At 39.6% G+C, this 12,991-nt stretch carries 10 protein-coding genes, 2 tRNA genes and 2 rRNA genes; 4 read left to right on the forward strand and 10 right to left on the reverse strand.

Going from position 1 to position 12,991, the window contains the following annotated elements:
* The first annotated feature begins 8 nt into the window (after positions 1-8).
* The 3 genes from CVT07_RS03335 (at position 9) to rrf (ending at position 3,673) form a co-directional block, all read left to right on the forward strand.
* Positions 9-84 (forward strand) — tRNA-Ala (locus CVT07_RS03335).
* A 433-nt stretch (positions 85-517) separates the two neighbouring features.
* Positions 518-3,421 (forward strand): 23S ribosomal RNA (locus CVT07_RS03340).
* A 133-nt stretch (positions 3,422-3,554) separates the two neighbouring features.
* A 5S ribosomal RNA gene (gene rrf / locus CVT07_RS03345) occupies positions 3,555-3,673 on the forward strand.
* Between the two features lie 618 nt (positions 3,674-4,291).
* Here the strand turns inward: rrf and CVT07_RS03350 are convergent.
* The 3 genes from CVT07_RS03350 to CVT07_RS03360 form a co-directional block, all read right to left on the reverse strand.
* Positions 4,292-5,086, reverse strand: a complete 795-nt coding sequence (locus CVT07_RS03350) for a hypothetical protein (RefSeq protein ID WP_107936974.1) — start codon at positions 5,084-5,086, stop codon at positions 4,292-4,294.
* 234 nt (positions 5,087-5,320) lie between these two features.
* The gene (locus CVT07_RS03355; RefSeq protein WP_107936976.1) at positions 5,321-6,145 is read right to left on the reverse strand and encodes an adenylosuccinate lyase; all 825 of its coding nucleotides are present in this window, start codon (positions 6,143-6,145) and stop codon (positions 5,321-5,323) included.
* A 50-nt stretch (positions 6,146-6,195) separates the two neighbouring features.
* The gene (locus CVT07_RS03360; RefSeq protein WP_103639540.1) at positions 6,196-6,381 is read right to left on the reverse strand and encodes a hypothetical protein; all 186 of its coding nucleotides are present in this window, start codon (positions 6,379-6,381) and stop codon (positions 6,196-6,198) included.
* A gap of 109 nt (positions 6,382-6,490) precedes the next feature.
* On the opposite strand from CVT07_RS03360, the gene CVT07_RS03365 reads away from it, so the two are divergent.
* Positions 6,491-6,567 (forward strand) — tRNA-Arg (locus CVT07_RS03365).
* Between the two features lie 41 nt (positions 6,568-6,608).
* Here the strand turns inward: CVT07_RS03365 and truA are convergent.
* The 7 genes from truA to glmU are packed head-to-tail and all read right to left on the reverse strand — an operon-like array spanning position 6,609 to position 12,984.
* Positions 6,609-7,340 carry a tRNA pseudouridine(38-40) synthase TruA gene (gene truA, locus CVT07_RS03370; RefSeq protein ID WP_107936978.1) on the reverse strand — a complete coding sequence of 244 codons (732 nt, stop codon included), beginning with the start codon at positions 7,338-7,340 and terminating at the stop codon, positions 6,609-6,611.
* A complete protein-coding gene (locus CVT07_RS03375) occupies positions 7,340-8,368 on the reverse strand; it encodes an LptF/LptG family permease (protein ID WP_107936980.1) in 1,029 nt (342 codons plus the stop codon). Before CVT07_RS03375 ends, truA begins: the two co-directional genes overlap by 1 nt.
* Positions 8,361-9,149: a prepilin peptidase gene (locus CVT07_RS03380; RefSeq protein WP_107936981.1), complete on the reverse strand. Its 789-nt coding sequence runs from the start codon at positions 9,147-9,149 to the stop codon at positions 8,361-8,363. Before CVT07_RS03380 ends, CVT07_RS03375 begins: the two co-directional genes overlap by 8 nt.
* Before the next feature lie 7 nt (positions 9,150-9,156).
* A complete protein-coding gene (gene uppS, locus CVT07_RS03385; protein ID WP_107936983.1) occupies positions 9,157-9,828 on the reverse strand; it encodes a polyprenyl diphosphate synthase in 672 nt (223 codons plus the stop codon).
* 3 nt (positions 9,829-9,831) lie between these two features.
* A complete protein-coding gene (locus CVT07_RS03390) occupies positions 9,832-10,518 on the reverse strand; it encodes a hypothetical protein (protein ID WP_107936985.1) in 687 nt (228 codons plus the stop codon).
* On the reverse strand, positions 10,515-11,687 hold the full coding sequence (coaBC, locus tag CVT07_RS03395) for a bifunctional phosphopantothenoylcysteine decarboxylase/phosphopantothenate--cysteine ligase CoaBC (protein ID WP_107936987.1): 1,173 nt from the start codon (positions 11,685-11,687) through the stop codon (positions 10,515-10,517). The genes CVT07_RS03390 and coaBC overlap by 4 nt, the downstream gene beginning before the upstream one ends.
* Positions 11,674-12,984 (reverse strand): bifunctional UDP-N-acetylglucosamine diphosphorylase/glucosamine-1-phosphate N-acetyltransferase GlmU, encoded by a 1,311-nt coding sequence (glmU, locus tag CVT07_RS03400; RefSeq protein WP_103558166.1) that lies wholly within the window; start codon positions 12,982-12,984, stop codon positions 11,674-11,676. Before glmU ends, coaBC begins: the two co-directional genes overlap by 14 nt.
* Between the last annotated feature and the right edge of the window lie 7 nt (positions 12,985-12,991).

Genomic DNA, 12,991 nt, shown 5'->3' on the forward strand with positions numbered 1-12,991 from the left:
ATTTAATTGGGGAATTAGCTCAGCTGGGAGAGCGCCTGCTTTGCACGCAGGAGGTCAGCGGTTCGATCCCGCTATTCTCCACCATAAAATAGTTTAACACTAAAAGTCTATATTAAGTGTTTTTAAAAACATTTACTTTAGACTTTTAAACGTCTTAATCTTTATTGATTACGAAGTTGCCGAAAGCAACTTTGTGCTTTAGGGGTTTCCAAAGGGTGTAACTCTTTGGTCGTAAAGACTAGCTTGCTAGTCTGCGAAGTCTAAATGTTCTTTTAATTAATATTGTTAATAGTCACAAGCAAGTTTTAAAAACAATTTTACAGGACTTGTTAAAGATTTAAATTTCTATTCTCTTTGCATTTAATGCAAAAGTTTGACATCACAATCTATTTAGGATTTAAAACTTATCTAAATAGTAGTCAATGCTTTCCGTCTTGAGAGTTAGAATTTAAATGTAGTAACATAAAGTTATCTTTAACAAGGAAGTGATGCGAATTAGAATAATCTAATATAGAAAAGGTAAGCTACAAAGAGCAAGTGGTGGATGCCTTGGCTAGTAGAGGCGATGAAAGACGTGCCAGGCTGCGATAAGTCTCGGGGAGCCGTCAAGGGGCTTTGATCCGGGAATTTCTGAATGGGGCAACCCAACTAATAGAGATATTAGTTACCGTATAACGGAGCGAACGAGGGGAATTGAAACATCTTAGTACCCTCAGGAAAAGAAATCAAAAGAGATTACGCTAGTAGCGGCGAGCGAACGCGTAAGAGGGCAAACCACTAGTTTACTAGTGGGGTTGTAGGACTGCATTATAGACTAAACTTAGCTAATAGAACAACCTGGAAAGGTTAGGCACAGAGGGTGATACCCCCGTATATGAAAGCTTTGTTTTACTTAGCAGTATCCTGAGTAGGGCGGAACACGTGATATTCTGTCTGAAGCTGGGTAGACCACTATCCAACCCTAAATACTACTACTAGACCGATAGTGCACAAGTACCGTGAGGGAAAGGTGAAAAGAACTGAGGTGATCAGAGTGAAATAGAACCTGAAACCATTTGCTTACAATCATTCAGAGCCCTATGATTTATCAGGGTGATGGACTGCCTTTTGCATAATGAGCCTGCGAGTTGTGATGTCTGGCGAGGTTAAGGAAACCCGGAGCCGTAGCGAAAGCGAGTCTTAATAGGGCGTTTAGTCAGACGTTGCAGACCCGAAACGATGTGATCTATCCATGAGCAGGTTGAAACCGGTGTAAGAGCCGGTGGAGGACCGAACCCGCTAGCGTTGAAAAGCTATGGGATGACTTGTGGATAGGGGTGAAAGGCCAATCAAACATCGTGATAGCTGGTTCTCTCCGAAATATATTTAGGTATAGCGTCATGTAGTAATACTAGGGGGTAGAGCACTGAATGGGCTAGGGCATACACCAATGTACCAAACCCTATCAAACTCCGAATACCTAGTGTATAATCATGGCAGTCAGGCGGCGAGTGATAAAATCCGTCGTCGAGAGGGGAACAACCCAGACTAACAGCTAAGGTCCCTAAATCTCATTTAAGTGGAAAACGATGTGGAGTTACTTAAACAACCAGGAGGTTGGCTTAGAAGCAGCCATCCTTTAAAGAAAGCGTAATAGCTCACTGGTCTAGTGATTCTGCGCGGAAAATATAACGGGGCTAAAATGAGTACCGAAGCTTTAGACTTAGTTTTACTAAGTGGTAGGAGAGCGTTGTATTTGCGTTGAAGGTATACCGGTAAGGAGTGCTGGAGCGAATACAAGTGAGCATGCAGGCATGAGTAGCGATAATTGGGGTGAGAATCCCCAACGCCGTAAACCCAAGGTTTCCTACGCGATGCTCGTCATCGTAGGGTTAGCCGGGTCCTAAGCAAAGTCCGAAAGGGGTATGCGATGGAAAATTGGTTAATATTCCAATGCCAACTATAATGTGCGATGGAAGGACGCTTAGAGTTAGAGGAGCCAGCGGATGGAATAGCTGGTCCATGTGTGTAGGTTGGAATTCAGGCAAATCCGAATTCCTTTAAGCTGAGGCAAGTGGGTGCGTGAAATTCTTCGGAATAGATCGTATATTCTTGATACTGTCGAGCCAAGAAAAGTTTCTAAGTTTAGTTATAGTTGCCCGTACCGTAAACCGACACAGGTGGGTGGGATGAGTATTCTAAGGCGCGTGGAAGAACTCTCTTCAAGGAACTCTGCAAAATAGCACCGTATCTTCGGTATAAGGTGTGCCTAACTTTGTGAAGGATTTACTCCGTAAGCATTGAAGGTTACAACAAAGAGTCCCTCCCGACTGTTTACCAAAAACACAGCACTCTGCTAACTCGTAAGAGGATGTATAGGGTGTGACGCCTGCCCGGTGCTCGAAGGTTAATTGATGACGTTAGCTCTGCGAAGCGTTTGATCGAAGCCCGAGTAAACGGCGGCCGTAACTATAACGGTCCTAAGGTAGCGAAATTCCTTGTCGATTAAATATCGACCTGCATGAATGGCGTAACGAGATGGGAGCTGTCTCGAAGAGGGATCCAGTGAAATTGTAGTGGAGGTGAAAATTCCTCCTACCCGCGGCAAGACGGAAAGACCCCGTGGACCTTTACTACAGCTTGACACTGCTATTGGGATAAAAATGTGCAGGATAGGCGGGAGGCTTTGATCCATAGACGCCAGTTTATGGTGAGCCATTGTTGAGATACCGCTCTTTTTTATTCTGATAGCTAACTAGCTTGAGTTATCCTCAAGTAGGACAATGTCTGGTGGGTAGTTTGACTGGGGCGGTCGCCTCCCAAAATGTAACGGAGGCTTACAAAGGTTGGCTCAGAACGGTTGGAAATCGTTCGTAGAGTATAAAGGCATAAGCCAGCTTAACTGCGAGACATACACGTCAAGCAGAGACGAAAGTCGGTCTTAGTGATCCGGTGGTTCTGTGTGGAAGGGCCATCGCTCAAAGGATAAAAGGTACCCCGGGGATAACAGGCTGATCTCCCCCAAGAGCTCACATCGACGGGGAGGTTTGGCACCTCGATGTCGGCTCATCGCATCCTGGGGCTGGAGCAGGTCCCAAGGGTATGGCTGTTCGCCATTTAAAGCGGTACGCGAGCTGGGTTCAGAACGTCGTGAGACAGTTCGGTCCCTATCTGCCGTGGGCGTAAGAAGATTGAGGAGAGTTGACCCTAGTACGAGAGGACCGGGTCGAACCAACCACTGGTGTACGAGTTGTCCTGCCAAGGGCACCGCTCGGTAGCTATGTTGGGATGTGATAACTGCTGAAAGCATCTAAGCAGGAAGCCAACTCCAAGATGAATCTTCTTTTAAGAGCTCATATAGACTATGTGTTTGATAGGCTGGGTGTGTAATGGATGAAAGTCCTTTAGCTGACCAGTACTAATAGCTCGTCTGCTTATCTTTTAATAAGCATCACTTCCTTGTTAAGGATAAAAACTTAATAAGATATGTTTTTACAAAACTTTGTTTATGACTTTTAACTTTATCTTGTAGTGTTAAATAAGAGATTTATCTAGTATATCTTTTATTTAACACTGCCCGTGACTATACAGACGAGGAAACGCCTTGCTCCATCTCGAACCAAGAAGCTAAGCTCGTCCTGGCTGATGATACTCTCCCTTACTGGGATGTTGGAAAAGTAGGTCGTTGCGGGCTTTGTTTTATCTGCTTTAATTTCATATTATTAATCCTGGTTTTTATTAGTGTTATTTCTTGTCTAAGTATAAAATATTAAATTTTCTTTTTTTAATTAGGTTTTATTGATTAAATGTAGTAAATTTTTTATATTTGTTTTTATGTTGTTGGGTTACCTTAATCGCATTATTTTAAGTTAAAATAAAAATCTCTAAAATTTAGATATATTTTGGCATATTTACATCTACTTGTAGTAGCAAGATATAAAGTTTCAGTTGAAGATTTATATACCATTTATATAAAATTACTATTAGTGCAAATTTATTTTTTAGAAGGTCTTGTGCTATTGTAAGCCTTGATTATTCAGACATATTTCTAATAATCAGATTAAAATTATATTTTTATCTAGTTTGTTAAACTTTAAATAATATATTATTAGTTTATTTTGTAAAACAACCTTTTGGCTATTTAAACATATGTCTCTTGCTATTATATTTTAGTATACTAATTTTCAAAACTTTATAAAAAATCAATTTTGTTTATTCCTATAAATTTGATTTTTTATATTGCTGATATTGCTTTACTATTATTTAAATAATTTATTCTTAACTTCTAATAATTTTTTGAGTTTATTTTACTTTATTGTTTTTTTATACATTTTGCACGAAGTTCATCACTTAAGAACTCTGGTTTGATTTCACAAAGTTCTATTTCTTGGTAGCTTTCATCAAATGCTTTTGTGTTGACGAGCAGATTCATATAGTACTTTGCAGAATAAAGTTTTTTTAGGTTATGCTGTACAAAGATATTATCAAGTCCAGCAAATTCATCATCGTATTGTCTTATCTTTTCAAGGATGCTTACGATTGGATGCTTGTCCATCTTTTCTGATTTAATCAGCACAGTGTGTAGGCTTTTCCAAAAATCGTCTTTAGCGATAATATATTGTTTGTATGCCTCGTTTCCAAAAAGTGCTATTTCCTTAGCCTTTTTAGTCTCTCTTGGTCTATTGTTCTCGATATATCCAAGTTTATTTTGTATGATAAAAAGTTCATTTGTATGCCCACAAGAAACATCTTTGCAAACTCTTAAGTTCTTGTAGTCTTTTAAAGTCTTGAGATAATCATTGCTAGACATGGCAAGATTTAAAAGGTAGGATGCTCTATCATTCCATTTTTGTAAGTAGAGTCTGTCTAATGTTTTTTGGTTTTTTCCATCAGTTTCTATATATGTTGCAGCATATTTTATACGTTCAGTTGCCAAAAAAGTATCTAAAAATTCTTTTTGCTTTTCCGAAGATAGACGTTTTAGTTCAGGTAAATTTGTAATTTTTTCTTGTAATTCTTTTGCTTTTGTGTCTAGTTCTATTGCTTTATCAGAAGCGAACAAAGTACTAAGTACTACAAAAGTCATTAATAAGAATATTCTTTTCATATTGTATCCTTTGAAATTTTATGCTAATAATACCAATTATGTTATGTTGGCGCAATAAATTTGCATTGCAAATTAAAAGGTTTCATTAAATTTATCAAATTACATACTTAAAGTCAAACTAAGTATCCTAATTTGCACTGTGGCTGACTTTTTTTGGCAGTTCTTATATATTTTTTAGTTAGTTAATTTTAGTCTTTTAATGTTGATCTTTTCAAAGTTTAATTTTTAAAACATTTATCCCACCTTTATAAAATTCTCTTGATTTTTAAAGAATGGTTTTAGCCCCTCGTAGGCTGCTTGGATTTTTTTAAATTTAGCGTTGTATTCGTTTTTGATGCTTTCGCTCTTGCTTGAGTGCCTATCTGGGTGGTAAATTTTAGCAAGGGCTAGGTAGCTATCTCTTACAGTTTCGAAGCTGTCGCTATTTGAGCAGCCTAAAATTTCAAAATTTTCTTCTAGTAAATTTGCCAAAGCGCTGAAACGACTTTTAAATTTGGCTGAGTTTTGAACCTTGTAGTTTCTTTTGAACTCTTTAAATTTGACTTCATTGTAGTTAAAATTTACTATAAATTTTAGATGTTCGCGTCTTGAAATGATCTCTTCTATCAAGTCAAAGTCGCTATCTTTTTTTATCTTTAGGCTAAATTTATGATTTTTCTCGTCAAATTTAGACTCATTGCCTTTAAAATTTTGCAAAATGTAGCTAGCAAAAGCTCTTGGAGTGTTATTTAGCGTAAAGATCATCTCGTCGTTAAGAAAGTCGATGTCGATGTTGTAGATGTTTGTCAGAGCGTTTCTTTGCACTAAAGATAGTTTTATGGTTTTGTATTTTGCAAAGGTCACGTCAAGCTCATTGCCCTGTTTTTCATAGAGTTTTTTTATAAATTTTAAAAAGCATTTTCGCTGTGGGATCTCGCTCTCTTCATAAAAAGAGATGATCTTGTCTTTGTTTGCTAGTGTTTTTGTGAAATTTTTACTTATCAGTGCGCGAAGCTCGCAAAAAAGAGCGTCACTATCGGTTAAAATGCTTAAAGATTCTAAAGTTTGGGTTATATTCATGGGTTTCTCCATTCAAAATATCCCTATTTAAAGCAACTAGCGTTCCAAAGTTAAATTTTCCTGATATTGCTATCTTTTGTATATGCCAAAAACTCATCTCTTAGCTTTTGTTCTTTGTGTAAGATCGCCTCCTCTTTTGTATGAGAAATGGCCTCTTTTTGGGGCTTTTTAGCCACGCCTTGCTCTTTTGCAAGCTCTTTTTTGATCTCTTTTAGACTATCGAAAAAATCGTTCATTTTTGCTCCTTTTGCTCAAAGGATTTTACTAAAAAGGTTATAAATTTAAAATGAATACAATCTCTTTTTAAGGAAAGTTTGGTTAATATCACAACTTAATTTTTCATGTGCGCTCGTAGCTCAGCTGGATAGAGCATTTGATTGCGGTTCAAAAGGTCAGAGATTCGAATTCTCTCGGGCGCACCATCCTTTTCTCCCCAAATTTTATTTTCAGACCACTTTTGAGCTTAGTTAAATTTATAAAAAACTCTATTTAGATATAGCCCTTCAGCAGGTGCTGGTATGCGAGTTATGGCAGGACGTCCATTTAGCGAAGCTTTGATGAGCTCGCTGCCGTCTTTTTGCTTTAGCGCCTTTAATAAATTTGCAACCATTAGCCGCACCTGGCCACGTAAAAAACCATTTGCTTTAAAAACAATGATAGTTTGCTCTTTGTATGCGTAGCAAAACGCTTTGTAAATTTCTCGCACTGGGCTTTTTGTGTCGCTTCCGGTTTTCATATATGCGCTAAAATCATGCTCGCCTATAAAATTTCGCAAAATTTTATTTGCTTTTTTGATATCAAATTTGGGCAAAAATACCTTGTAGTTTGAGCTAAAAACATCAAATTTACCGTGATCTATCACATATCTATACGACCTTGCGACCGCGTCATATCTCGCTTGAAAGCTATCATCTACCAAATTTATACGTTTTATGTGAATGCTCGGGTGTGCGTGGTGGTTTATAAGATCTTGTAGGCGATTTAAATCTTTAAAGTGATCGCCGCAAACGACGCTTGAGCTTTGGTTGTTTGCATGCACGCTTTTATCGGTGCGCGAGCTAGAGATCACTCTTTCAAAAATGCCAACGTGAGCTAGGGCACGCGCAAGCTCATCTTCTACGCCGTTTTCATGCGGCTGGGTCTGCGAGCCTTGAAATTTCGAGCCATCGTAGCTGTAGATTAGCTGAATTTTCATCAGTATCTTCGTGTGATCTTGGCTCTATAAAGCAAGACGCCAGCTAGTAAAAATACGAAAAATATGAGTGGTATCGCAAGCGCTGGCTTTGATGAAAAGAGCATTATGAGCGTAAAATATCCAAATAAAACGCCAAAAGTGCCCACATAGACCATGCCCTTTTCATATCTATACGTGACGATGCCAAGGCTGATCGCAAAGAGCGTGCTAGCAAGCGGGAAGAGGGCCACTAGGACGTAGGTGCTAAGGTCTTTTCGGCGTTTATCGCTGCTAGCTGCATCCATCCAGTACTCTTTGATGCTTCCAACGTCGCTTATCTCCTCGCTTTGTGCGGTTCTTATCTTCATTGATTTGAAGTTGCTTTGATGATAAATTTCATCTCTGATATCATACATTTTGCCCTCGTTTAAAGATAGCTCTACGCTTTGACCCATGTTTATGATCTTTGCGTTTTTGGCGGTTATTAGGCGCTGTGAGTCTTTGACAAAGGGGTTAAACATCACGATATCTTTGTAGGTCGTGCCATTTTTGTCTTCACTTTCGCTGCCCACATAGACCATCCAGTCGGAGAATTTTTGTCCAAACTGGGTTGGCTTTAAATTTAGCTTAGCAACCGTCTTTTTATAGTCGATGAAATTTGCATTTAGCTGGGCGGCTATTGGTATCATGACGATAGCAACTATCAGCAAGGCAGCGCTTAAAAGGGCTGAAAAAGCTAAGAAAAATCTTGCGATCTTATTTGGCGAGCCACCAAGTGTGAATATAACGATGCTTTCATTCTCTTTTGAGAGCCTAAAGAGCGTCATCGCAAGTGAGACGAAAAACGCGATAGGCACGACAAAGAGCAGCACGCGTGGGAGCATAAATGAGTAGAGTTTAAAGAGCTCGCCAAAGCTGATCTCGATGTATGAGGTGATACGCGCGATCTGGATGAAAAAGGCGATCGACATGATCAAAAAAAGCGTACTAAATAGCGATGCGAACGTGCCTAAAAAGTTAAACAAAAGATATTTATTTACTCTACTCATAAATGAACCTTAAAATTTCTAAAATTTGCCCATCAAAAGCGTAGGTTATAAGCAGTCCTAGGCTTAAAAATGGCACAAAGGCTAGCTCGTAGCCCTTTTTGCGAACGAGCGCATAGACTGGGAGCGTAAGAAGTGCCGCCAGATAGATCGCCACAAGGGCTAGCTTGGCTGGCAAAATGGCTCCAATGATCGCTGCGATAAATATGTCGGCACTGCCCATGGCTTCGCGCTTCATCGCATAGCTCACGACAAATCTCAGCACCCAAAAGATAAATCCAAAGAGGATTAAATTTAAAATTTGAGCAAAATTTCCTTTAAAGATAAAAAGTAGCAGGGCATAGGCAAATGCAAAAAATAGCGCTGTAAAAAGAAGCGCATCTGGCACGGCTTTATACCTTATGTCTATGACGCTAAGGGCTAGTAGCATGATAAAGCAAAGCCCTAAAAATAGCGCATAAAGCAGAGTTTCTACGCTTAAAATTTCGCCGCACTCTTTAAAAAAACAGATCAGGAAAAGCAATCCAGAAGCTAACTCAACTAGCGGATAGACAAGGCTTATCTTTTGCTTGCAAAAGGCGCATTTGCCGCCTAAAAATAGCCATGAAAAAAGTGGGATATTGTGATAAAAATTTAGCTTGTGAGAGCATTTTGGACAGTGTGAGGCTGGGAAATTTATACTTTCATTTCGTGGCAAGCGGTATATCAGCACATTTGAAAATGACCCCACGCAGATGCCAAAAACAAAAGCAAAAACGGCAAAAAAGATGACCAAAATATCCATTATCTAACTAAACCCCGCCAAATCTTCGCTCTATATCTTTAAATTTAGCAACGATGCTTGCAAGCTCATCCTTGCCAAAGTCAGGCCAAAGTGTCGGCGTGAAAAATAGCTCCGCATAGCTTGCCTGCCAGAGCATGAAATTTGAAAGCCTGCTTTCGCCCCCAGTTCTAATGAGAAGATCCACTGGCTCACTCTCATCAAGTGCCGCATTTAGGCTCGCTTCATCTATCTCGCAGCCTTTTAAATTTAGTTTTCGCACAGCTCTTATGATCTCATCTTTTGAGCCGTAGTTTATAGCTAAATTTAAAAGTAAATTTGTATTTTCCCTTGTCGCGTTTTTGGTGATCTCTATCTCATTTTTTAGCTCGTCACTAAATGGCGAGATATCGCCGATCGTGTTAAATTTGATCCCATTTTTTATAAAATCATCACGCTTTAAAAGAAGAAATTTTTTAAGCAAATTCATCAAAAAATCAACCTCTTTTTGCGGTCTTTTCCAGTTTTCGGTGCTAAATGCGTAAAGGCTTAAAATTTTCACCCCATTATCGATGCAAAATTCGCACATATCGCTCACCACATTTGCTCCAGCCTCGTGCCCATTTGTCCGCAAAAATCCACGCTTTTTCGCCCAGCGTCCATTGCCGTCCATGATGATAGCGAGGTGGTTAAGTTTGTTCAATATCTAGCCTTTAAAGTCAATTATCTGCTCTTTTTTGCTCCAAAGAGCGCTTACGTTTTGCACCAAAACTGCGGCGCTGAATTCGCTTTTTAGCAAGCTCGCGACGTTGCTAAATGGAGTTGTGATCTCACACAAAATTTCATCTTTAAATTTAAAAATAAGCGGCGCAAAATTTGAAAAAACAAGAAAAATTCTCATCTCATTTGCCTCTTTTTTAAGCTGAAAAATGCCGTTTGTGCCGCTATACACAAATGGTATATGCACGACGTTTTCTTGTAGAGCAAAGAGCATTTTTGCTAGCACTCTCATCTCATCTTTTGTTTTAACTTCGCTTAAGTTTTTAAATAAATAGTTGTAAAGCCACGATAAATTCTCATTTTTTACCAAATTTTCTATCAAATTTAGCCCGTCAGCCAAAACGTCCTCATCTAAAATTTTTGGTTTTTCGTATAAATTTTTTATGACGATGTTTTCGCCCTGACTATGCACCTCGCCCCAGTATCTAGAGCCCACGTTTAGCTCTTTTACGCTTTTTGTGTTTAAATTTCTATTTGCGAAATTTAAGATATATCTGTTAAAGCCGACCTTTTGGCTCACCAAAATGCTAAGCGGCAAGGACGAATTTATCGCTACTAGCGGAGCTTGGCTGTTTTTTGCTATCTTTTGGACGCGTGAGATCTGCTCTATCATAAATTTGCTGCTAGCTCCACGATGCGCCCTGCGATCTCATCTTTTGAGGCAAGCGGCAGCAGGGTTTCACCGCCACTTGTAATGAAATTTACCTCGTTTTGCTCACTTGCAAAGCCATTTTTTTCGCCCAAGATATTTAGACAAACTGCGTCAAGCGCTTTTTTTTCTAACATCGATCTAGCGCTTTTTAGAGCGCTCTCGCTTGAAATTTCAAGCTTAAAGCCGATCTTTTTACATTTAAACTCTTTTAAGCTTTGCAAAATATCGACATTTCTCTTTAGGCTTAAATTTAAGCTCTCTTTAACGTCCTCTTTTTTTATCTTGCCATCTATCTTTGTCGGTACAAAATCGCTCACCGCAGCGCACATTACAAGTAAATTTGCCTCCTCGCACTCGCTCTTGCAAAGCTCTAAAAGCTCGCTACTTGAGCTAAATTTAAGACACTCAAATGGTTCGCTACTAGTTTCAAAGCTAGCAAGCAGTTTTACCTCCGCACCTGCGCAGTAAAAGGCTCTAGCCAAGGCTCTTGCCATCTTGCCGCTTGAGAAATTTGTAATGGCTCTTACATCATCTATCTTTTCGGTTGTCGCGCCGCCTGTGATCACCACTTTTTTGCCTGCAAAAAGTGGCTTGCTAAGCCTTTTTATGGCAGCCTCTACTATCACCTCAGGGTTTGCTAAAGCACCCTTGCCAACGTCACCACAAGCTAGAGTTTTAAGCACTGGCTCAACCACTAAAGCGCCGTTTTTCTTTAAAATTTCAAGCGAATTTTGCGTCGCAAAATGCTCGATCATATTGTTATTTGCAGCTGGGGCAACGACCAAAGGCACGTGTGAGGCGGCGATTAGCGTTTGCATGAAGACATTGTCACAGATGCCAGCTGTTAGCTTATTTATCGTATTTACTGAGGCTGGCGCTATTAAGACTAGATCCATTTTGGAGTAGGCTATGTGATTTACACCATCTTGCCAGTTTTGCGTTTGTGAGCTTAAAATTTTATGCTCGCTTAGCGCTTCAAAGCCGCTTACACTGCAAAATTCAAGCACTCCCTCACTCAATGCCACATAAACATCAGCGCCTTGCTTTTTAAGTAGTGATAAAATTTCGTAAGCTTTATAAAAGGCGATACTACCGCAAACAGCAAGTAAAATTTTCTTATTTTTTAACATCGTCTTTGCCAAAGAATTTCTCAAAAAAGCCGCTTTTGTTTTCTTGACGACCTCTGCTGATAGCTAGGGCGCCGCTCTCAACGTCTTTTGTGATGGTGCTGCCAGCTGCGATGATGACGTTATCAGCGATATTTACAGGGGCAACTAGCTGCGTATCTGAGCCAACAAAGACGTTTTTGCCAATTTTGGTTTTGTATTTAGCCTTGCCATCATAGTTGCATGTGATCGTGCCACAACCGATATTTGTACCACTTTCTATCTCGCAGTCGCCAAGATAGCTTAGATGTCCTGCTTTTACGCCACTAAGAACGCCTTTTTTAACCTCGACAAAATTTCCTATATGCGTGTCAGAAATTTCAGAATTTGGCCTTATATGGGCTAGTGGGCCGATGTCTGAGTTTTTGATGACGCTGCTTTCTATCACCGACGAGCTTTTGATGATGCTCTCCGTGATGACGCACTCGCCAAGGATGCTTACGTTTTCTTCTAGCACGCACTCGCCTTCAAATTTAGCCCTGCTGTCTATGAAAATGCTCTCAGGCATGCGCATCAAAACGCCAGCTTTCATTAAATTTTGCTTGATCTCATCTTGCATTATTTTTTCTGCAATGCTTAGCTGAAATTTATCATTTATGCCCATGAAATTTTGCTCATTAACATTTACTGCAACGCACTTTAAACCCTTTTCATTTGCTATTTTTATGGCGTCAGTTAGGTAGTACTCTTTTTGTGCGTTTTGGTTGCTTATGAGCGGTAAAATTTGCTCTAATGCCTCGCGTTTAAAGCAGTAGCAGCCGGCATTTACGCTTTTTATGGCAAGTTGCGCTTCGCTCGCATCTTTTTGCTCGACGATGGCTTCAACTTTGCCGTTTTTTATGATAACTCTGCCGTAGCCAAAAGGATTTGCTGCTTCAAATGAGCTCATAACCACGTCTGCTTCGGCATTTGCTAGACGCATAAGGTCAGTTGATCTAACAAGTGGCATATCGCCGCAAGTTACTAGCACCTTTTCGCCGCTTAAGCTTACGCCCTTTATCGCGCCAGCTGTGCCTGGGAAATTTGCTAGATCTTGCTCGAAAATTTTAGTTTGAGGGAAAATTTCTTTTATCTTTTTACTAATTAACTCTTTTTCGTAGTGAAGCACGACGCTAACGTCATTTGTGATCGCATAAGCTTGCTTTAAGATGTGAATGATCATCGGCTCGCCGCATAGCTCAAATAGGACTTTTGGGCGTTTTGATTTCATCCTGGTGCCAAGACCAGCAGCTAGAATTATGATTGAAGTATTATTGTTCATTTTTAAG

This window comes from Campylobacter concisus, from assembly GCF_003048875.2.
In the GTDB taxonomy this organism is placed as follows: Bacteria; Campylobacterota; Campylobacteria; order Campylobacterales; family Campylobacteraceae; genus Campylobacter_A; species Campylobacter_A concisus_AU.

What these genes read in the sequence shown, in the direction of transcription:
- CVT07_RS03355 (WP_107936976.1), bottom strand. Translation starts at nt 6,145, where the DNA reads ATGAATATAACCCAAACTTTAGAATCTTTAAGCATTTTAACCGATAGT.
- CVT07_RS03390 (WP_107936985.1), bottom strand. Translation starts at nt 10,518, where the DNA reads ATGATAGAGCAGATCTCACGCGTCCAAAAGATAGCAAAAAACAGCCAA.
- truA (WP_107936978.1), bottom strand. Translation starts at nt 7,340, where the DNA reads ATGAAAATTCAGCTAATCTACAGCTACGATGGCTCGAAATTTCAAGGC.
- CVT07_RS03350 (WP_107936974.1), bottom strand. Translation starts at nt 5,086, where the DNA reads ATGAAAAGAATATTCTTATTAATGACTTTTGTAGTACTTAGTACTTTG.
- coaBC (WP_107936987.1), bottom strand. Translation starts at nt 11,687, where the DNA reads ATGTTAAAAAATAAGAAAATTTTACTTGCTGTTTGCGGTAGTATCGCC.
- CVT07_RS03375 (WP_107936980.1), bottom strand. Translation starts at nt 8,368, where the DNA reads ATGAGTAGAGTAAATAAATATCTTTTGTTTAACTTTTTAGGCACGTTC.
- glmU (WP_103558166.1), bottom strand. Translation starts at nt 12,984, where the DNA reads ATGAACAATAATACTTCAATCATAATTCTAGCTGCTGGTCTTGGCACC.
- CVT07_RS03380 (WP_107936981.1), bottom strand. Translation starts at nt 9,149, where the DNA reads ATGGATATTTTGGTCATCTTTTTTGCCGTTTTTGCTTTTGTTTTTGGC.
- CVT07_RS03360 (WP_103639540.1), bottom strand. Translation starts at nt 6,381, where the DNA reads ATGAACGATTTTTTCGATAGTCTAAAAGAGATCAAAAAAGAGCTTGCA.